The sequence below is a fragment of the Glutamicibacter sp. 363 genome (genome assembly GCF_052379505.1).
Taxonomy (GTDB): domain Bacteria; phylum Actinomycetota; class Actinomycetes; order Actinomycetales; family Micrococcaceae; genus Glutamicibacter.
On the sequence record NZ_JBQSYR010000030.1, the window covers coordinates 1 to 19,999 of the forward strand.

Annotated in this window: 14 protein-coding genes and 1 riboswitch; of the genes, 5 read left to right on the forward strand and 9 right to left on the reverse strand. The window is 61.1% G+C overall.

What is annotated here, in order from left to right:
• From ACT3UA_RS15855 to ACT3UA_RS15865, 3 genes are all read right to left on the reverse strand, one after another.
• The coding region (locus ACT3UA_RS15855; protein ID WP_444617291.1) for an SDR family oxidoreductase at positions 1 to 987 on the reverse strand (987 nt) is incomplete at its 3' end.
• Between the two features lie 704 nt (positions 988 to 1,691).
• On the reverse strand, positions 1,692 to 2,861 hold the full coding sequence (locus ACT3UA_RS15860) for a glycerate kinase (RefSeq protein WP_096257480.1): 1,170 nt from the start codon (positions 2,859 to 2,861) through the stop codon (positions 1,692 to 1,694).
• Between the two features lie 109 nt (positions 2,862 to 2,970).
• Positions 2,971 to 3,411 (reverse strand): MarR family winged helix-turn-helix transcriptional regulator, encoded by a 441-nt coding sequence (locus tag ACT3UA_RS15865; RefSeq protein WP_096257478.1) that lies wholly within the window; start codon positions 3,409 to 3,411, stop codon positions 2,971 to 2,973.
• A 93-nt stretch (positions 3,412 to 3,504) separates the two neighbouring features.
• Between ACT3UA_RS15865 and ACT3UA_RS15870 the strand changes: the two genes are divergently transcribed.
• The 3 genes from ACT3UA_RS15870 (at position 3,505) to ACT3UA_RS15880 (ending at position 9,537) form a co-directional block, all read left to right on the forward strand.
• Positions 3,505 to 4,953: an MFS transporter gene (locus tag ACT3UA_RS15870; RefSeq protein ID WP_096282677.1), complete on the forward strand. Its 1,449-nt coding sequence runs from the start codon at positions 3,505 to 3,507 to the stop codon at positions 4,951 to 4,953.
• A 194-nt stretch (positions 4,954 to 5,147) separates the two neighbouring features.
• Positions 5,148 to 5,255, forward strand: a riboswitch (TPP riboswitch).
• Positions 5,253 to 6,995 carry a phosphomethylpyrimidine synthase ThiC gene (gene thiC, locus ACT3UA_RS15875; RefSeq protein ID WP_444617294.1) on the forward strand — a complete coding sequence of 581 codons (1,743 nt, stop codon included), beginning with the start codon at positions 5,253 to 5,255 and terminating at the stop codon, positions 6,993 to 6,995. (Overlaps the previous riboswitch by 3 nt.)
• A 1,036-nt stretch (positions 6,996 to 8,031) precedes the next feature.
• Positions 8,032 to 9,537: a SulP family inorganic anion transporter gene (locus tag ACT3UA_RS15880; RefSeq protein WP_096282681.1), complete on the forward strand. Its 1,506-nt coding sequence runs from the start codon at positions 8,032 to 8,034 to the stop codon at positions 9,535 to 9,537.
• 17 nt (positions 9,538 to 9,554) lie between these two features.
• Here ACT3UA_RS15880 and ACT3UA_RS15885 read toward each other — a convergent pair whose 3' ends face one another.
• A complete protein-coding gene (locus ACT3UA_RS15885; protein WP_240520576.1) occupies positions 9,555 to 10,019 on the reverse strand; it encodes a GNAT family N-acetyltransferase in 465 nt (154 codons plus the stop codon).
• A gap of 191 nt (positions 10,020 to 10,210) precedes the next feature.
• On the opposite strand from ACT3UA_RS15885, the gene ACT3UA_RS15890 reads away from it, so the two are divergent.
• On the forward strand, positions 10,211 to 11,587 hold the full coding sequence (locus ACT3UA_RS15890; RefSeq protein WP_096257469.1) for an MFS transporter: 1,377 nt from the start codon (positions 10,211 to 10,213) through the stop codon (positions 11,585 to 11,587).
• A 165-nt stretch (positions 11,588 to 11,752) separates the two neighbouring features.
• On the opposite strand, the gene ACT3UA_RS15895 is transcribed toward ACT3UA_RS15890, so the two are convergent.
• The gene (locus tag ACT3UA_RS15895) at positions 11,753 to 12,862 is read right to left on the reverse strand and encodes a hypothetical protein (protein ID WP_444617297.1); all 1,110 of its coding nucleotides are present in this window, start codon (positions 12,860 to 12,862) and stop codon (positions 11,753 to 11,755) included.
• 239 nt (positions 12,863 to 13,101) lie between these two features.
• Between ACT3UA_RS15895 and ACT3UA_RS15900 the strand changes: the two genes are divergently transcribed.
• Positions 13,102 to 13,752, forward strand: a complete 651-nt coding sequence (locus ACT3UA_RS15900; RefSeq protein WP_096257463.1) for a class I SAM-dependent methyltransferase — start codon at positions 13,102 to 13,104, stop codon at positions 13,750 to 13,752.
• Positions 13,753 to 13,933: 181 nt separating this feature from the next.
• Here ACT3UA_RS15900 and ACT3UA_RS15905 read toward each other — a convergent pair whose 3' ends face one another.
• The 4 genes from ACT3UA_RS15905 to rhaI are packed head-to-tail and all read right to left on the reverse strand — an operon-like array spanning position 13,934 to position 19,959.
• On the reverse strand, positions 13,934 to 15,418 hold the full coding sequence (locus ACT3UA_RS15905; RefSeq protein WP_444617300.1) for a rhamnulokinase: 1,485 nt from the start codon (positions 15,416 to 15,418) through the stop codon (positions 13,934 to 13,936).
• Complete coding sequence (locus tag ACT3UA_RS15910) at positions 15,415 to 17,451, reverse strand: bifunctional aldolase/short-chain dehydrogenase (protein WP_096282691.1); 2,037 nt, start codon at positions 17,449 to 17,451, stop codon at positions 15,415 to 15,417. Before ACT3UA_RS15910 ends, ACT3UA_RS15905 begins: the two co-directional genes overlap by 4 nt.
• A gap of 40 nt (positions 17,452 to 17,491) precedes the next feature.
• On the reverse strand, positions 17,492 to 18,787 hold the full coding sequence (locus tag ACT3UA_RS15915; RefSeq protein WP_205738301.1) for an MFS transporter: 1,296 nt from the start codon (positions 18,785 to 18,787) through the stop codon (positions 17,492 to 17,494).
• Positions 18,787 to 19,959, reverse strand: a complete 1,173-nt coding sequence (rhaI, locus tag ACT3UA_RS15920; protein WP_096257460.1) for an L-rhamnose isomerase — start codon at positions 19,957 to 19,959, stop codon at positions 18,787 to 18,789. The genes ACT3UA_RS15915 and rhaI overlap by 1 nt, the downstream gene beginning before the upstream one ends.
• Between the last annotated feature and the right edge of the window lie 40 nt (positions 19,960 to 19,999).

Sequence of the window (19,999 nt, forward strand, 5' to 3'; positions counted from 1 at the left end):
GCCTTCGTCATGAAATACCCGGGCTAGGTCACCGTCGGTGTGCCACCACGAAGCCATGCGACCCAGCTTTTGTTCCGCCAACCCGTGCTTCAGCGCCAACTCGCTCCACTGCCTTTCCCGGCCGCTCATGGCCTGCTCGAGAGGCCGAGGCGCCTGTTGGTAGCCTTCCCATTCAACTCCAAAGTGCGCGGCGAGCTTCGGCCACATCCAGCGCCACCGAAAGACATCGCCATTGACGATATTAAAGGCCTCATTGGCAGCAGCAGGGGTCGTCGAAGCCCAGAGCATATGCTCTGCAAGCAGACCGGCGTCTGTCATGTCAGTCAGCCCGTTCCATTGCATTTCTGAGCCCGGGAAGACGAACGGTTCTCCCGTTTCCTTGCACAGCGTTGCTTGCGTGGCGAGCGTGAGCCCCATATTCATTGCGTTTCCCACAGCATGCCCAATGACGGTGTGCGCGCGGTGCACGGACCAGGTGAACCCCTGCTCGGCGGCCGCGGCGAACAACTCGTCTTCTTGCGCGTAGTAGAAGTTCCGAACGGGCAGCCGCGGTTCTTCTTCATGGAACGGAGTATCCGGCATCTCGCCGGCGGCGTAGGCTTCGAAAGGGCCAAGGTAGTGCTTTAGCCCCGTCATCAGAGCCACATGGGCAACCGGCTTGTCCCGCAGCGCGGCCAAGAGAACTCGCAACATGCCTGCGTTGACAGTGATGTTCTCTTCCTCAGAGTCCTGCCGCGACCAAGCGGTGAAGAAGACGTGCGTCGGATGTTCAGGAGCGAGAACGGCCGCCACTGATTCAGCCGAAGTCAGGTCCGCGGAAAGCCAGCGCACTCCGTCGCGATCAGCCCCCGGCCTGCGGGACAAGGCAATAACTGACCATCCTGCGGTGGCGAGGGTCTCCACAAGTGCAGATCCTGCGATGCCCGTCGCTCCAACCACGAGCGCTGTGCGTTGTTCACTCTGTACCGATTTGTCATTGATTGCCATACTGGTGCCAAGCTACGATGCAGGCTAGATATTCCCGGCTGTCCGCCCGGTCGCCTGCTCGGAGCAATTCAAAAGATTATTCATCCGCGCGCCCACCCTGAGCGACTCGCTTCTGAAGCTACGCCACTCCCCCAACTCGGCATCTCAGACTCGAAAGATTGGCCTCAAAAACAGCTGAATTTCACGGTTCCTGGCTCCATACACACCACGATTTCCGGGCCGACCCAGATTGTTCGCCCTAGACTTCCCCTCCTACGCAACCAGCTACGTCCTGAACTACGCGTTCAGGAAGCGGACGGTTCGTGCGGAGAACAGGGGAGCCTCGCCGCGCCGTTACACAACAGTTCACCAGCCCATCGCGCATCGCGATCCAGGGCCGAAGCAAGAATCTCTGCATGCTCCTGTTCAACATCGCGTTTCACGTCACGGGCGTCTGGTCCTGCGCAACGCCCATAGGGCTGGATCCGGACCGAGGCGTTTGTGTCGGGTCCGTCTGCAGCGGCACACCACGGCCACTCGCCCAATTTGGTGTGAAAATCTTGGTGTGAAGGATTCAACTCAGGTGTGTAATCATTCGGGTCTTCTGCCGAACTACGCGGGGAGCCATGCGGACAGTGGCAAATATTACGAGGAGCCGGTGCGCGTGATCATGAATGCCGGATTGCTCAGCGCCGATCCGGCAAGCGCCCGAATAGGCGCCTACTTTAATGCAGGTAAGTGCGCGCCACCTGATATGCGGTGCGCCGGATGAGCTCCAAAGCCTGCGATGAAAGCTCACCGAGATCGGCCGGGCCCTGTGCTATCGAATAGGCTGCGAGAATTCCCGACTCGGCGAGCAGCTCCTCGGCAAGGTCTACCGATCCGGCGATCACGATAATGTCTGCATCTCTGCGCGCAGCTTGCAGCACCCCGCTGACCACCTTGCCCTGCAGGGATTGCGAATCCAGGCGCCCCTCACCGGTAAAGACCAGCTGCGCGTCGGCAAGAATCTGGTGCGCGTTCAAAGCCTGCGCTACCAGTTCCCACCCGGGCACGAGCTCAACCTCGCAGTAAGATCCAAGGCAGAGCGCCAAGCCGCCGGCGGCTCCCATGCCGGGCTGCTCGCGCAGCTTTCGACCGGACGCGGTTTCCAAGGTGTCAGCGAGCCGAGCCAGTCCCGCATTCAGTGCTTCCACTTCCTGGGGCGAGGCGCCCTTTTGCGGTCCGAAAACCGCGGCGGCCCCGTTTTCTCCCAGCAACGGATTGGTGACATCGCAGGCGATCTGCCATTTGACTCGAGAAGCTCGCGAATCCAGACCGGAGATATCGATGCTCGCCAGGTCGTTCAGCGCACCACCGCCCGCAGCCAATTCTTTGCCCTGAGCATCGAGGAACTTCGCACCCAGAGCTGCGAGCAATCCAGCTCCGCCATCGGTGGTGGCCGAGCCACCAAGACAAAGAATGATTCGCTGCACTCCAAGCTCCAAGGCTTGAATGACAAGTGGGCCCAGCCCAAAAGTGGTGGCTTGAAGTGGTTGCCGCGGTACGTCACTGACCTGGGGCAATCCCGCGGCTTCCGCCGCCTCGATCACGGCGGTCGTTCCATCTGCAGACAACCCGAAACGCGAGTTGACGGTCCTGCCCAGCGCATCGGTTGTTTCAACGACCTTCGCTTCGGTTCCCCAAGCGTCGATCAACGCATCGAGGGTTCCCTCGCCGCCATCGGCAAAGGGAACGGCGGTGATCGATACCGTACGGGCCACAGAGGTAGCAGCCGCATTCACCCCTGCGGCGATCGCGTCCGCGACTTCGCTGGCCCGGGCGCTGCCTTTGAAGGAGTCCGGAACGATTGCCACATTTAGTGGTTGGGCCGCGGCTGGCGTGCGCTGTGTCATGGACTCAACATTAGGTGCTCTTGAATCCCGGGAATATAGGCAGGCATACATACTTTTGAGCACCAGCGAGCTGATTTATATGCATTACGCACCCTTGACGCGTAGCCGACTACTTACCGCCCTGCTGTTCGCGGTAGTCCTCGATTGACGCGTTGAACTTATGCAGAAGTTCTGCGAATTTGTTGACTTCTTCGGCCGGCCAATCCGAGGTAATGCGGTCGATTGCGCTGACCGAATGCTCGCGAACCTCCGTGAGCCGCTGCTGCCCCAGTTCGGTCAAGGCAAACTTTCGCGCAACACTGCCCGCCGGATCGAGGATTCGTTCGAGATAGCCGTCCCGCACAGCGGTGGTGGTTTGACGTTGCAGGGTCGAGGCGTCGAGGAGAAAAACCGTGCTCATTTCACCGATCGACATCGGCCCCTGGACTTCGATGCGGCTCATCAGCAGATAGACGCTGCGATCCAAGCCATCACCGCTTCGGCGCTGCGCGATGGTGTAGCGGCTGAGCAGCGTTTGCTCATACTCGATATCTGCTGTGCGGCGTTTCATGTACCTAATTCTCCACTTCTACTCATTCGATCATACCCGAACATGTATTATGAACATTTTATGTATCTTACACATTCATTCTGAGAGGCTCTCGTGTCCAAACCCACCTCTGCCGGGATTCCCGGCTCAGGTCTAGCCGTCGCCGTTCTCGCCTCCGCGGGCATCGCGTCGTCGATCACCCAGACCATGGTCACGCCGCTGATCCCGCAGCTTCCCAGCATCTTTGGCACCTCAGCGTCAAACACCGCGTGGATCATCACCGCCACGCTACTTGCAGCCGCGGTGGCAGTACCAATTTCCGGGCGCTTGGGCGACCTCTTTGGCAAACGGCGCATGCTGCTCATCCTGGCGCTGCCACTGATCCTCGGTTCCATCGTGTGCGCCATGGCCCCCACGGTGGAGGTCATGATCGTCGGCCGCGCGCTGCAGGGCCTTGGCTCGGGCATTGTGCCACTGGGCATCGCCATGCTCCGTGACCTGGTTCCGAAGGAACGCCTGTCTTCGGCCATCGCCACGGTCAGCGCCACGCTGGGCGTCGGAGGTGCAATTGGCATGCCGATCTCAGCCGCCGTCATTGATTTCGCCAACTGGCGCGCCCTGTTCTACGGCAGCGCGGTAGTCACGCTGCTGGTAGTCATCGCCATCTGGAAACTCATCCCTGCCCTGCCAGCAGGAGCCGCCGGACAGCGCTTCGACTGGCTGGGAGCCATTGGGCTGGGCATTGGCCTGATCTCGCTCATGCTTGCCGTCTCCAAGGGCTCCTCTTGGGGCTGGGCGGCACCGCTGACGCTGGGCCTGTTCGGAATCGCCGCCCTCACGCTGCTGCTCTGGGGCATTTGGGAAACACGGACCAAGGATCCACTCGTTGACCTGCGCACCGCTGTTATTCCGCGCGTGCTGCTGACAAATATCGCCTCAATCTTCGTCGGCTTCGGAATGTACGCCAGCATGCTGGTCATGCCACAGATCCTGCAATTGCCGTCGCAGACCGGCTATGGCTTGGGCCAGTCGATTCTCGCAGCCGGCCTCTGGATGGCTCCAGGCGGCCTGATGATGCTGGTGCTCTCCCCTGTCGGCGGGCGGCTTTCCGACGCACGAGGCCCGAAGTTCACGCTGGTACTTGGCGTTTCGGTCATCGCCGTCGGCTACGGACTGACCCTGCTGGGCATGAGTAGCGCGTGGAGCCTGATGCTCACCAGCCTCGTCATCAACGGTGGCGTGGCACTGGCCTACGGCGCCATGCCGGCGATCATCATGGGCGCAGTCCCCCGCAGCGAAACGGCTGCGGCCAATGGCTTTAACACGCTGATGCGTTCACTGGGTACCACCACAGGCGCCGCGGTCATCGGCCTGGTACTGGCCCAGATGACCACCGATTTCGGCGGAGCTTCACTACCGTCAGAATCCGGATTCCGCATGGCGCTGATACTTGGAGCTGGCATTTCCGTGGTCGCGGCCATCTTGGCGGCCTGCATTCCTAACGCCGGGAAGAAGCCCGCGATCGAAGTCGACGCATCGCAGGAACTCAGCCTGAACAAGTAGTCGCCCCGACTCTTCGGAATTGCCGAGTTTATGCTCAGCTTTGACATAGAAACCCCGGGTAATGTCGTAGACACCTCCTTGAAGGTGCGAGTGATGATCGTAAGGCTCCCGTTGGATATTGCCCAACGGGAGCCTTTCACTTTAAAGTTTCTCGTCTTCCTTGCAAGACCACGTTGCCAGTCGTGATACCTTGTTTGAGACCACACGGGTGCCCTCGCAGGGGCTGAGATCGGGCTAGCGCCGTCCGCGACCGTTGAACCTGTCCGGGTAATGCCGGCGAAGGAAGTGAGTTTCCCACAGTGGAACAATTTGAACAGCACCCTGCCCACACCCTTGCCTACCGTGAGTCTGCGGGAATTTCGGTTCCCGTCACGCAGATCCAGCTGGCAGATGCCCCCAACGGCGAGCCGAACGAACCGCTGCAGGTGTACCGCACCAGCGGCCCGGGAAGCGACCCGACCACCGGGCTGAGACCATTTCGAGAGTCGTGGATTCGTGAGCGTGGAGATGTCGAAAACTATGCAGGGCGCGAACGCAACCTGCACGACGACGGCAGATCCGCGGTCCGCCGCGGCACGGCGAGCGCCGAATGGGCCGGGCGCTCGGCACCACCGTTGCGTTCGGCCCCCGGGACGCGGGTCACCCAGATGCATTACGCACGGCAGGGGGTCATCACCCCGGAAATGCGCTATGTGGCCCTGCGCGAAGAATGCGACGTCGAGCTGGTGCGCAGCGAGCTAGCGGCCGGCCGGGCAATCCTTCCGCTGAATATCAACCATCCGGAATCCGAACCGATGATCATCGGCAAGGCCTTCTTGGTAAAAATCAACGCGAACATCGGCAACTCGGCGGTGACCAGCTCGATCGCCGAGGAAGTCTCCAAACTCCAGTGGGCCACCAAATGGGGTGCCGACACGGTGATGGACCTTTCCACCGGCGACGATATCCACACCACCCGTGAATGGATCATCCGCAACTCGCCGGTCCCCATCGGCACCGTCCCGATCTACCAAGCACTAGAGAAGGTCAACGGCGAAGCGAACGAACTGACCTGGGAGATCTTCCGCGACACGGTCATCGAACAGTGCGAGCAGGGCGTGGACTACATGACCATTCATGCAGGTGTGCTGCTGCGCTACATCCCGCTGACCGCCAACCGGGTCACCGGAATGGTCTCCCGCGGCGGGTCGATTATGGCCGGCTGGTGCCTTGCGCATCATCAGGAGAATTTCCTTTACACCCACTTCGACGAACTCTGCGAGATTTTCTCCCGCTACGATGTCGCATTCTCCCTGGGCGACGGGCTGCGTCCAGGCTCCATCGCGGACGCGAATGATGCGGCCCAGTTCGCCGAGCTGGATACCTTGGCGGAGTTGACCAAGCGTGCCTGGAAATATGATGTTCAGGTGATGGTCGAAGGCCCCGGGCATATCCCTTTCCATCTGGTGCGCGAGAATGTGGAACGCCAGCAGGAGCTTTGCGACGGGGCGCCGTTCTACACGCTCGGCCCGCTGGTCACCGATATCGCTCCGGGATATGACCACATCACCAGCGCAATCGGCGCGACCGAAATCGCCCGCTATGGCACCGCGATGCTCTGCTACGTCACGCCCAAAGAGCACCTGGGCCTGCCCAACCGGGATGATGTGAAGACCGGGGTGATCACCTATAAGATTGCGGCGCACGCGGCGGATCTCGCCAAGGGCCACCCGGGCGCCACGGCGCGGGATGATGCGCTGAGCAAGGCGCGCTTCGAATTCCGCTGGAATGACCAGTTCTCCCTTTCACTGGACCCCGTCACCGCTCAGGAATACCACGACGAGACGTTGCCGGCGGAACCAGCGAAGACCGCGCACTTCTGCTCAATGTGTGGCCCGAAATTCTGCTCCATGCGGATCTCCCAAGACATTCGGGATGAATACGGATCCGCCGAGGCACAGGCTGCATTGGCCGGGATGGCCGAGAAGAGCCGGCAGTTCCTTGAAAGCGGTGGCAAGGTATATGTCGGAGAAGAGATACCCGTTGGACCCGGCACGCTCTAGAACCGGGAAACCCGAAGCGCAGCCAAAGTGCCTGCACAGAAAGCGCGCTTAAAGTTATAAGTACCTCATTGAAGGTGCGAGTGATGATCGTAAAGCTCCCGATGGATTGTATCCATCGGGAGCTTTTCACTTTTAACCGTTCAACTCACCGGACGGCCCGAGCCCGACGGTTCAGACGAAGGCCCGAAATTTGTCGACGGAATGATCGGCAAACCTTTCCGCCGTTTCGGCATCAGCTACCGAGCGGTACTACGGGACCTTCCAACTCAAGATTCCGTGTTTGCCGGAGATCGCCAATACCCAACATCCAGCTCATTCACCTGATACCTCTTCTTCTGCCACCAGACGGATCCGTAATTCTTGCGGATCCGGTGCCGGGATAAATCGCGTGCCACCTACCCGTTGCTTGAATACGGAGCCCACCCAAAGCTCCAGCATAGAGTCCTGTCTTAGAGTGGAGTTACCTCATTGAAGGTGCGAGTGATGATCGGGAGCATCCCGCCGGGCAACCGGCGGGATGCTCTTGTTAATCGACAAGATAATCCTCGTCAGCGGGCCGATCTTGGATTGTCGGGTTATCTCGCGGAATTACTCAGCCCCAGCACAGAGTCGACTCTTAGGCTGGAGTTACCTCATTGAAGGTGCGAGTGATGATCGTTAGAATTCCCGCCGGCTTAGCCGGCGGGAATTCTTGGTTAAGCCGGGCGCCCTCGAGCGGCGAGAGGTTCCGTGAGAAAACGGTGGTGGCAGTTGGGCGCCGTCCATGGCCGTCACGCCCACACCACAGGGCGCACCGGCTTCCCGGGTTGAAAACCCCACACCGATCGCCAACAGAACTTAAAACGTCATCCACAGAGCCAGCGTAGTTCGGGGTATCCTCCGAGACCCCAATCGAAAATAGTGTTTGGACTGCTCGGCTAAGACATGTAGTACGCATCATGCACTCGGCGCTCGCTGAGGCTTCGGTAAATGAGATAATTCTGTCAGGTCCCCTCAGCATTTTCGATTCGGGGATGTCTAACTGAATGGAGCCCCTATGGCGATCGTGGCCACCGACCTGACTCCGCTAGAACGCCAGTCCGTATGGCGCACGCTGAAGTCCCCGAGACTTCTGAAAACCGAGCTTCTGGCCGGGTTAGTAGTCTCCCTAGCATTGATCCCGGAGGTTATCGCCTTCTCGATCATTGCCGGTGTGGACCCCAGAATCGGCATCTTCGCCTCGTTCACGATGTCGATCGTGATCGCTTTTACCGGAGGCCGTCCTGCGATGATTTCCGCGGCTGCCGGCGCGGTGGCCCTAGTGGTCGCTCCCCTGGTGCGCAGCCATGGGGTGGACTATCTCTTTGCCGCGGTCATTCTCGCCGGAATCTTTCAAGTCGTCCTCGCCCTGCTAGGTGTGGCGAAGCTGATGCGGTTCATCCCCAGACAGGTAATGCTCGGCTTCGTCAATGCTTTGGCCATTCTGATTTTTCTCTCACAGATGCCCGAGCTGACGGCTGTACCGTGGGTCGTTTACCCGCTGGTGCTGCTCGGGCTCGGCATAGTCTATTTCTTCCCCAAGATCACCAAGGCGGTTCCCGCCCCGCTGGTCGCAATCGTGGTGCTGACCCTGATCACCGTGTTCGCCAAGGTCGCCGTGCCTACGGTGGGAGATAAGGGAGAGCTGCCCGATTCGCTGCCCTTCTTCATCATCCCGCAGGTTCCCTACACCGTGGAGACCTTGAAGGTGATCGCGCCCTATGCGTTGGCAGTCGCATTCGTTGGCCTACTGGAATCGCTGCTGACGGCCAAACTCGTAGATGACATCACCGACACCCCGTCGAGCAAGACCCGGGAATCCTGGGGTCAGGGGACCGCCAATATCGTGACCGGATTCTTTGGTGGAATCTGCGGCTGCGCCATGATCGGCCAAACCATGATCGGGGTGAAGGCCTCCGGCGGGCGTACCCGCATCTCCACCATGTTTGCCGGCGTGTTCATGCTCTTGCTTGCGGTACTCTTCGGCGACATCGTGGCGCAGATTCCGATGGCGGCGCTTGTCGCGATCATGATTTTCGTGTCGTTCACGACGTTCAATTGGCACAGCATCCGTCCGAGCACGCTGAAGATGATGCCCAAGAGCGAAACCGCGGTCATGGTTGTCACAGTGGTCTTCACCGTGGCCACCAACAACCTGGCCATCGGTGTGGGCCTGGGCGTGCTCACCGCAGTGGTGCTCTTCGCCAACCGGGTAGCGCATTTCGTGACGGTCAAACGCAGTGTCACCGGGGTGGAGGACGGCCAAGCGGCCATCTACACCGTCGACGGCGAATTGTTCTTCGCTTCCTCCAACGACCTATACACCCAGTTCGACTACGCCGGTGATCCGCAACGAATCATCATCGACATGTCCGCCTCCCATCTGTGGGACGCCTCCACGATCGCAGCGCTGGATTCGGTGACGGATAAATACGAGAAGTACGGTAAGCAGGTTCAGGTACTGGGCCTCAACGAGGCAAGCCTGAGAATGCGCGAACGCTTGGGCGGGAAACTCGGCGCCTAAGGCGCGCAGCGCCCGATTCAGTCGAGCCGACGATGCATGAAGACGCTGTGCGGGTCCTCGGCATAGGAACCGAACGGTTCGCAAACGGTGAACCCGGCCGAGGCATATAGTTGGCGTGCCGGAATGAAATGATCGTGTGTTCCCGTCTCCAAATAGAGATCGCTGATGCCGGTCGCACGGGCGTGCCCGATCAAACGTTCCAGCATCGCTCGGCCTAAACCCCTGCCGCGGTGCGCCGCTGCGGTGCGCATGCTTTTCAACTCGGCTCTCGACTTGTCCAGGTTCCGCAACGCCCCCAAGGCTGCGATCTGGCCTCCGAGATAGCCGGCAAATATCGTCATGTGGTTTTCCCCGAGCTGTGTGCTGTTCAGCGCGTGGCGGCTTTCCGGCGGCGCGGTCGGGCTCATCTCACGCAAATGCTCAGAGATCGATAATTCCACGGCCGGATCGGAGGCGCTAACGTGCCTGAAGATGATTTCCATATTCATAGCCTTGCAACATCCGATGACAGCCTGATTTCCCGGATGTGACCTGCCGAATAATAATCTGCGCGAAGACAAGTGAGCCAACAAGTTCTGTTGCTACCTATCGGGCCCGCTGACATTGTCGGTAGTTGTCAGTATTCTTTTCACTACTACACACTGGCGCACCATATGAACATGGGACCCTTCCGATGACCGATGTACCTCCGGATCGTGAACTAGACTCGATCGCACCGAACCCAGGGGTTCCACGCGACGGGCAACGATCCTTCATGCATATCCTCGTCAACACGGCGGTAGCAAACCTCACCACGAGCTACTTGTGGTTTGCGCTGACGTTCTGGGTCTACCTCGAAACCGAAAACGTGATGGCCACCGGAATCATCGGCGGTACCTTCATGCTGCTGATTGCGCTGTTCTCCATGGTGTTCGGAACCATCGTGGACAACCACAAGAAGAAGTCGGTGTTCGTATTCTCTGCAGTGTTCACCGCGCTCATGTTCACTTTGGCAGCGTTGATCTACCTGTGGCTGCCCACCGAATCCATTCTGAATATCGGCGGCTGGCAATTCTGGTTGTTCTGCGGAGTCATTCTCATCGGCGCCGTGGTGGAGCAGATGCGTGGCATCGCCTTGTCGACCACCGTAACCCTGCTGATTCCCGTGGAACGCCACGCCAACGCCAATGGGCTGGTCGGTACGGTTCAGGGCATCGCTTTCATCGTCACCAGCGTGTTCAGCGGGTTGTCCATTGGCCTGCTGGGCATGGGGTGGACGCTCACCCTGGCGTTGGTCCTGGTCGTGGTGACGCTCATACATTTGCTGACGGTTTCGCTGCCCGAAGAAGCACCCGAGGTGGAACCGGGGCATACCAAGCGGACCGACCTCAAACTCGGATTCACCACCGTTCTGGCCATCCCTGGCCTGTTCGCCCTGATCATATTCTCCATGTTCAACAACTTCATCGGCGGGGTCTACATGGCGCTGATGGATCCCTACGGGCTGACGATCATGAGCGTAGAAGCCTGGGGCATCGTCTTTGGCCTAGCTTCGACGGGGTTCATCATTGGCGGTCTGCTCATCGCCAAGTTCGGTCTGGGCAAGAACCCGATTCGAACCCTTTTGCTGGCCGTGGTGGTGATGGGCATGCTCGGTGCGCTCTTCACCATTCGAGAATGGACCTGGCTCTATATTCTGGGAATCTGGCTGTACATGATCCTGATCCCGGCGGTTGAAGCCTCCGAGCAGACCGTGATCCAGAAAGTCGTACCCTTCCGGCGCCAGGGGCGGGTCTTCGGGTTTGCGCAGATGATGGAGGCCGCGGCAGCACCCATCACCGCATTCATGATTGCCCCGGTGGCCCAGTACCTGATCATTCCATTCATGAAAACCGAAGAGGGCGATGCGAGCCTCGGCTGGCTTGTAGGCCAGGGTGATGCACGAGGTATCGCGCTCATCTTCCTCGGCGCGGGGCTAATCATGGTGGTTGCGGCCTTGCTGGCCATGGGCAGCAAGCAATACCGCAAGATCTCTTCCATATTCCAAGCGCCCGAACCGGCGACCACGTGAGCACCGCGAAGACGGCCAGCTGCTCCCCCGGCTAGGAAAATACACCGAGGGAGCAGGCTGTGTTTACGTGAAAAAGCTGGAGGATATCGACTTGGAGATCCTGCGTCAGCTCATCAAGATTGCTTTCGCCAGAGCGGAGGGTTCCCCCCGGACTAGCCGGCAAGCCTATTCCGATTCTTCGATCAGGCTTTCCGCTTCGCTCAGCCCGGCAGAAATGACCGGAAGCAGTCGCTCGTCAACGCCGTACTCTTCGCCCTTGACCTGAAGCAGCCCGAAAGCAGCTAGCGAAGCCAATGCCTCCCGAGCTTCGGGAAGGACCGCGTCGAAGTTCTTCGGTCCGCAATTGCGGCGTAGCCCTTCGAAGTCCGCCTCGCGGCCGGTGACGGCGGTGACCAGCAGATTCCGCAGCACCAGGAAGAATGCTTCGTCGCGTTCGGTGAAGGCATCGTTGGGGATCAGGTGGCTCTGCACGCAGCCGACGCCCATTTCGAAGAGCAGCTGCGCGCTCTCGGATTCTTCGCCTTCGACAAAGTGCGCGAAGGCTTCTTCGTCGCGGACGATCTTGCCGCCGGAAGGATCAACGACTGAGAGGATGGCGGCGTTCCAGACGTGGGCGAACACATCCGGGGCTGGCTCGTCGACCTTCACCGTCGCCGCGTCCACACCGACCGAGTTCATCACGCGCACCCGCGCCTCATTGCCGGCTTCGCTGAATGCGCTGATGTCCACGCCGTCTCCCAGAGCTTCGGAGAAGGCCTTGACCTTGGCGTACAGTTCGGTGCCGCGCAGCAGTGCGCACAGTTCCGCGTCTTCCTCGGCGAAACCCTTCAGCGCGTCGTCGAGCAGTTCACGCAGTTCGGTGAGGTTTTCTTCCCCGCCTTCCCATGTCCCACGGCTAGTGAGGAAGGAGAAGTAGTCCAGCCAGGCGGTGAATATCGGCTCGGCTTCGAGGCCCTCCGGCAGGTTCACCAGGAATTCGGCGAATACCTGTCCGAAGAGCTCCGGATCGATATCGCGCAGGTTCGAGCTGCGGGCCAGTTCGGCATATTGGGCGCCGACCGAGCGCACCACGCCCAGCTGGATCTCTGCGATCTGCGCGGCTTCCGCGGTGCCGAAGGCCGGCACGGTTTCGGTGATCCACGCGGCGTAGTCCTCGCGCATTGCATCTACCGAAATTTCTGCCTGAACTTTGAAGACGCTGCGGCCGCGCTGTGCTGCTTTTGCGGGGTTTCCTGCGCCCGAGTTCTTCTTGCCCTGCTTCTTTTTGCTGGCCATGAAATGTCCTTGGTTCTTGTGCGGATTCGTTTTGTTAAAGCCTACGGGTTGAGCCCGGCGCGCACTCATTCGTCCCGTGTCCCCCCGGGGTGCCAATTATCTCGATCTTTGGCTCACCGCGGGTGAATTTCATCGATCGCAATCCCAAAATTTGCGCGTGAGGCAAATCTAGATGCCAGCACCGCGGAATCACCTTAGGCTGAAGGCATTACTTTCAATGATCGCTAAGCGGGGACTCAATGCACGAACACCACCACACCACAGCACCGGACGCGGTGGCCTTTTGGGAGAGCCACTACGGACAGTCCGAACGGATCTGGTCCGGGAACGTCAACAAAATGCTTGCCGAGATCGCGGCAGATCTTCCCGCGGGCAGGTCTCTGGACTTCGGTTGCGGCGAGGGCGCCGACGCCATTTGGCTGGCGAACAAGGGATGGCAAGCCACCGGTGTCGATATTTCTGCGACCGCGGTGGAACGCGCACGCTCCGCGGCGAAGGAGCAGGGGCTCAGCGAGAAAGACGCCAGCTTCATCGCGGAGGATCTCACCACCTGGGACAGCGAAGACCGTTTTGACCTGGTGACACTGAGCTTTTTCCAAGCCCCCTTCGAAATTCCGCGGGCGGAAATCATGCAGAAGGCCGCTTCGCTCGTAGCCCCGGGCGGGCATTTGCTGGCGGTTTCGCACGCCGCGGCACCCTCCTGGGCCTCCAACGAACAAATGGCTCAGCATAAATTCCCCACCCCGGATTCTGAGCTGGAATCGCTGAGCCTGGATTCGGGCGCGTGGACAATCCTGCGAGCCGAAATTGTCGAACGCGAGGTCACCGACCCCGACGGCAATCCGGCCACCTTGGAAGATACCGTCGTATTCGTGCAGCGCGGCCACTAGACACGGTCAAGACACTCGCCATTGGCAGCCGCCGAATTCGTAGCTGCCTTCGTCTGCGCCAATTTCGGCTCGCAGAGCATTAAATAGCAAGACCTAGCGAATGAAGAAGATCTTCGTTCACTAGGTCTTGGCGCTTTTCATTGGCTATGAACAGCGCTGGTGTGGGATGCCCACACGGATCTCACACCAAGTTTTTTGCCAGCCTCGGCTGGTAGCTCACCCAATCAACAGATTTTCGTACCAGCTCACGAATCTCCCCCGGAGGCCAAGGCCGGGATTCCAAGGCACGCAATTGCACCAGCACATTGCCCAGAGCCGTGCATTCCACCGGTCCGGCGATGACCGGAACTCCCGCGCGATCGGCGGTGCGCTGGCAGAGCAAACTTCCCTGCGAACCACCGCCGACAAGATGAATTGCGTCAGGCACAAACCCGCCAAGCTCGGCGGCCTTGAACGACTGGCTCGCGAAGCTCTCGGCGAGGGACTCCACCACGATTCGAATGAGCTCTGCCCGCGATTCCGGCCTCTCGCCTCCGGCCTCGATGACCGCGTGGCTGATCCTTTCGGGCATTGCCCCCGGGGCAAGGAAGCTATCGGCCTGCGGGTCGATGAGCGTTGCGGGGACCTCCAACTGCTCGGCCTGCGCCAAGAGCTGCTCCAGCGTCACGCTGCCGCTGCCGTCGCTTTCGGCCTGCTCATTCCATGCTCGTATTGCCTCGCTGAGCAGAAAAGTTCCGCTCACATTCTTCAGGAATCTGACGGTTCCGTCGAGGCCCAGCTCGTTGGTGAAACCCGATTCTTGGGCCCGTGGCTCCAGCACCGGTGATTGAAGTTCAACCCCCACCAATCCCCAGGTGCCGCACGAGATATAGGCCGACTGCGCGCTCGTCAACGGGGTGGCCGCCACGGCGCTTGCCGTGTCGTGCGAGGCCACGGCGAGCACCCGGACCTCCCCCTGGGCACCGAGCTCCTGAGCCAGCGATCCGCGCAAGGTTCCGACAACTTCACCCGGGCGAATCAAAGGAGCGAGCAAGTTGGAGATCTGCAAATGCTCGCTCAGTTCCGCGTCCCACGTCCCGGATTCCAGGTTCAATAGCCCGGTGGTGGACACATTGGTCCACTCGCTGCGCGCCATTCCCGTCAACAAATAGTTGATGTAGTCCGGGATCAAAAGCAGCGTATCGGCCTGGGCCAGCCGGGATTCGTGCCGTTCGGCTTCCAGTTGATACACCGTATTAAAAGGCAGGAACTGCAAACCGTTGCGGGCAAACAATTCCTTGCGGTCAAAGCTGGCCTCCAGCGCCGGGACGGCGAGCTCATTGCGCGGATCCCGGTAATGGCGCACCTGCCCTAATCGCTCCCCCTGCTGCAGCAAGGAGTAATCCACAGCCCACGAGTCCACGCCAATGGAGGCTATGTCGGGCCTCTGGGCGAAGGCCATTGCCAACCCGTGGCGAATTTCTTCCCACAGCTGGTCGATGTCCCAGGCCAATGCCGAGCTGTCCGCCCCGTCTTCCAGGGTGGACAACGCAACCGCGCCGTTGGCGAAGCGATGCACCAGGCTCAGTTCAACCTTGCCGTCCACCAGCTGGCCGAGCATTACTCGGCCGCTGGTGGCGCCCAAATCGATGGCCGCAACAGGTGCGGTGCCCAAACTCGAACTCATCGCAGGAAGGCCGCCGCAACGCCCGAGTCGACCGGGATGTGCAGGCCGGTGGTGCGGGTCAGCTCCGGACCGGTGAGCACGTACACGGCATCCGCCACGTTCTCCGGGACCACTTCGCGTTTGAGGATGGTGCGGTTCGCGTAGAACTGGCCGAGGTCTTCCTCGTCTACCCCGTAGGTGGCGGCGCGGTTGGCGCCCCAGCCCGAGGCGAAGATGCCCGAGCCGCGCACCACTCCGTCGGGGTTGATCCCGTTCACGCGGACCCCGTGTTCGCCGAGTTCCACGGCCAGCAGGCGCACCTGATGGGCCTGGTCGGCCTTGGTGGCCGAGTAGGCGATGTTGTTCGGGCCGGCGAAGACGGAGTTCTTGGAGGAGATGTAAATGATGTCTCCGCCCATGCGCTGGTCGATCAGCACCTGGGCCGCCGCCTTGGACACCAGGAAGGAGCCCTTGGCCATCACGTCGTGCTGCAGGTCCCAGTCCGCTTCGGTGGTTTCCAGCAGCTTCTTGGACAGCGACAGTCCGGCGTTGTTCACCACCAGGTCGATACCGCCGAAGGCGAGCACCGCGGCGTCCATGGCCGCCTGGACGGCCGCGCCATCGGCCACATTTGCGGCGACTCCGACGGCCACATCGGCATTGCCCAATTCCGCGGCCGCGGCCTGCGCCTTGGCCAAATCCAGATCGGCAATGACCACGCAAGCACCTTCGGCGGCCAGCCGGGTAGCGATCGCCTTGCCGATGCCCGACGCGGCGCCGGTAACCAGGGCGATGCGCCCGGCATGGCTCTTCGGCTTAGGCATGCGAGCCAGCTTGGCTTCTTCCAGCGCCCAGTACTCGATGCGGAACTTCTCCGCGTCGGAGATCGGCGTGTAGGTTGACAGTGCTTCGGCGCCACGCATCACATTGATGGCGTTCAGGTAGAACTCACCGGCCACGCGGGCGGTCTGCTTATTTGCACCGTAGGAGAACATGCCAACACCGGGGATCAGCACGATCAGCGGGTCGGCGCCGCGGATGGCCGGGGAGCTTTCATCCTTGTGGGCGTCGTAGTAGGCCTGGTAGTCGGCACGGTATTCCACGTGTAATTCGGCCAATCGGGCCAGCTGCTCCTGAAGGGTAGCGGTGGCCGGAAGATCCAGCACCATTGGCTTGATCTTGGTGCGCAGGAAGTGATCCGGGCAGGAGGTGCCCAGTGCGGCAAGTTCGGCTAGTTTTTCGCTCGCCAGGAAATCAAGGACTCGCTCGTCGTCGGTGAAGTGGCCAATCATCGGCTTGTCTCTCGAGGCCAGACCGCGAAGGGTCGGTGCCAGGGCGGCGGCGCGCGCTAGGCGTTCGGTTTCCGGCAGTGCTTCGAAGCCGGGCAGCTGGGCCCCGAATGGCTGGGCCTTGCCGTGTTCGCTGATGTAGTCCGCGGCGGTGTCGATGATCCACAACGAGTTGGCTTCGCATTCCTCGGAGGTCTCGCCCCACGCGGTGATGCCGTGTCCGCCGAGGATGCAGCCGACGGCGTTCGGGTTTTCATCCTTGATTGCGGCGATATCCAGTCCCAGCTGGAAGCCCGGGCGGCGCCAGTCCACCCAGAGCACCTTGCCGCCGAAGATCTGCGCGGTCAGCTCCTTTCCATCCTTGGCGGTGGCGATGGCGATGCCGGAATCCGGGTGCAGGTGGTCCACATGGGGCGCGTCCACCAGGCCGTGCATGGCGGTATCGATAGAGGGTGCGGCTCCGCCCTTGCCGTGTAGGCAGTAGTCAAAAGCCGCCACCATCTCATCTTCGCGGTCCACACCCGGGTAGACGTTGGCCAACGAGCGCATCCGGTCCAGCCGCAGGGTCGACAGGCCCTTCTCGGTCAGGGTGCCTAGGTCTCCGCCCGATCCCTTGACCCAGAGCAGCTCAATCTGTTCTCCGGTGACCGGGTCGGGCTCGAAGCCCTTGGCCGAGGTGTTGCCGCCGGCATAGTTGGTGTTCTTCTTTTCCGCACCGAGGCGGTTTGAACGGCTGATGAGCTGTTCTGCGGTGCTGATGGTCATGGTTTCTCTCGACATGTCTGTGTTCAATCCTTGAGTCGTATTAGGCGTTGATCTTGGTGCCGTAGCGCTGGGCTTCGATTTCTTCGAGGGACTTGCCGCGGGTTTCCGGCGCCCAGATGGTGCCGATCAGCAGGGCAACTACCAGCAGGCCGATGATCAGCAGGCCGAGCTTTTCCAGCCCGATGCCGGAGAGCAGGACCGGGAAGACCAGGGACAGCAAGCCGACCAGGACCCGGGCGAGCATGAACAGCACGCCCTGTGCGCTGGCGCGGTATTTGGTGGCGAAGAGTTCCGCGGTCCATAGGCCGTAGAAGGCTTGGGCTCCCAAACCGGCGGAGATGCCCCAGGCGCAGGCGAAGAACAGCAGGGAGAAGGCTCCCGGAGGGGCGAAGATCAGCACCACCCAGGCGACAACGCCCAGGGCGGCTCCGCCAAAGTACAGCCAGCGGCGTGAGACCCGGTCCCCGTACTTCATGAAGCCGAAGTAGGTGGCGGCCGCGGTGAGCACCCAGACCAGAACCTGCAGCAGGTTCTGCTGCGTGGCCGACTCGACGCCGGCCGCCGCGTACACGCGTGGCTGGAAGATACCGGCCTGGCCGGCCACGGTATTCCATAGTCCGTACACCCCGAGCAGGAAGAACAGCGCCGACCAGTTCTTGCGTTCGGCCAGCAGCCCCTTGATGCCGGAGAAGAAGGAGATCTTGGCTCCGGAGGCGATTTCCTCCGCGCGCTGCTGCTTCCACCGGGTGGATTCGGGAAGCCCGCGGCGCACCCACCAGGTGATCGCGGCGACGATGAACAGGTGGAAGAAGATCAGCCGGGACCCATTCACCCCTAGCGGTGCCACCATGATGGCCAGGGCAAAGCCGACCGCCGGGCCGAAAGACCAGGCCAGCTGCGCGGTTCCCACGTGCGCTGCGCGCGACTCCTGCGGAGCCTCCTCGGCAATGTAGGTCCAGGAAGCCGGAACTCCGGCGCCCACGGCGATGCCCATGAGGATCACGCCGATAATCAGCAGCACGGTGCTGGCGGCGAAGGTAATCATCAGCGCACCGACCATGAACACGATCAGGTCGTAGGTGTAGATGAATTTGCGTCCTAGCCGGTCGCACAATGGGCCGCCGATCAGCGCACCCACCGCGGCGCCGAAGGCGTTGGCGGAGATCGCCGCGATGACCCCGACCATGCCGTCATCAAATCCGAAGGCACCCTGCCAGAGGGTCAGGCTGGTGGCCAGGGCAATAATTGCCCCGGCTTCGATGTAGTTGCTCATGGCCACCGCAATGGTGGCTTTCCAGCCGCTGATGCCGCGCTTTTTCGCCAGTGCCGTTGCCATCAGGCACCCCACCCTGCCTGCACGCCGCCGGCGCGTTCGGCTTCGATGCGGCTCTGGTAATCCGAGGCGCGGAAGGCTTCCATCGGGTCCGCAGGCAGGCCACGCGATTCACGCCAGTTTGCGAGTTCGCTGCGGATATCGGTGTAGAACGCGTTCATGAAAAGGTCGTTGGCGGCCAGCACATCGCCGGAGAGCTGCGCCTCGGTTAAGGCGACCCGGTCGATGAGCAGCGCGCGGGCGGTCATTTCCTGCACGTTCAGCACGCTGCGGATCTGGCCGAGGATCTTGTTTTCCACGTTGTGGCACTGATCGAGCATGAAGGTGATCGGGGTATCGATATCCAGTCCGCCGCCGCGGGCCACCTCGGCCATGATGCGGAAGAGCTGGTACGGGTCGGCGGAGCCGACGATCAGGTCGTCATCCGCGTAGAAGCGCGAGTTGAAGTCGAAGGAGCCGAGCTTGCCCAGGCGCAGCAGCTGCATCACGATGAACTCGATGTTGGTGCCCGGGGCGTGGTGCCCGGTATCCAGGCAGACCAACGCCCGCTCGCCGAGCGCGGCCACCTGGGCGTAGGAGGTGCCCCAGTCCGGAACATCGGTGTGATAGAAGGAGGGCTCGAAGAACTTGTACTCGAGCACCAGGCGCTGCTCGCCGCTCAGCCGGGCGTAGATTTCGGACAGCGAGTCCGAAAGCCGGTCCTGACGTCCGCGCATATCTGCCTGACCCGGGTAGTTCGAGCCCTCGGCCAGCCAGATTTTCAGGTCCTGGGAGCCGGTGGCGTCCATGACGTCTACGCACTCGATGTGGTGGTCGATGGCCTTCCGGCGGACCTTTGGATCTTCGTGGGTCAGCGCACCGAACTTGTATTCGTCGTCCTGGAAGGTGTTGGAGTTGATGGTTCCCAGTTCCACCCCGAGGTCGTTCGCGTGAGTGCGCAGCGAGCCGAAGTCCGCCACCTTATCCCACGGAATGTGCAGGGCCACGGCCGGAGCCAGTCCGGTCAGGCGGTTGACCTGCGCGGCGTCGGCGATCTTCTCATAGGCGTCGCGTGGGGTGCCCGGGGTGCCGAACACCTTAAAGCGGGTGCCGGAGTTGCCGTAGGCCCAGGAAGGGACTTCGATGGCCAATCGTTCAAGGGTGGTCAGGATCTCGGGGGTCAGCTTAGCGCCCATGGATCTCTCCTTCTGCGGTGGTGGAATTGGGTTGCCGGTG

Bases quoted from the DNA above. Each gene is read 5' to 3' on its own strand.
- ACT3UA_RS15860 (WP_096257480.1), bottom strand. From the start codon at position 2,861: ATGACACAGCGCACGCCAGCCGCGGCCCAACCACTAAATGTGGCAATC.
- ACT3UA_RS15915 (WP_205738301.1), bottom strand. From the start codon at position 18,787: ATGGCAACGGCACTGGCGAAAAAGCGCGGCATCAGCGGCTGGAAAGCC.
- rhaI (WP_096257460.1), bottom strand. From the start codon at position 19,959: ATGGGCGCTAAGCTGACCCCCGAGATCCTGACCACCCTTGAACGATTG.
- ACT3UA_RS15890 (WP_096257469.1), top strand. From the start codon at position 10,211: ATGACCGATGTACCTCCGGATCGTGAACTAGACTCGATCGCACCGAAC.
- ACT3UA_RS15880 (WP_096282681.1), top strand. From the start codon at position 8,032: ATGGCGATCGTGGCCACCGACCTGACTCCGCTAGAACGCCAGTCCGTA.
- ACT3UA_RS15910 (WP_096282691.1), bottom strand. From the start codon at position 17,451: ATGACCATCAGCACCGCAGAACAGCTCATCAGCCGTTCAAACCGCCTC.
- ACT3UA_RS15865 (WP_096257478.1), bottom strand. From the start codon at position 3,411: ATGAAACGCCGCACAGCAGATATCGAGTATGAGCAAACGCTGCTCAGC.
- ACT3UA_RS15885 (WP_240520576.1), bottom strand. From the start codon at position 10,019: ATGGAAATCATCTTCAGGCACGTTAGCGCCTCCGATCCGGCCGTGGAA.
- ACT3UA_RS15895 (WP_444617297.1), bottom strand. From the start codon at position 12,862: ATGGCCAGCAAAAAGAAGCAGGGCAAGAAGAACTCGGGCGCAGGAAAC.
- ACT3UA_RS15905 (WP_444617300.1), bottom strand. From the start codon at position 15,418: ATGAGTTCGAGTTTGGGCACCGCACCTGTTGCGGCCATCGATTTGGGC.
- ACT3UA_RS15900 (WP_096257463.1), top strand. From the start codon at position 13,102: ATGCACGAACACCACCACACCACAGCACCGGACGCGGTGGCCTTTTGG.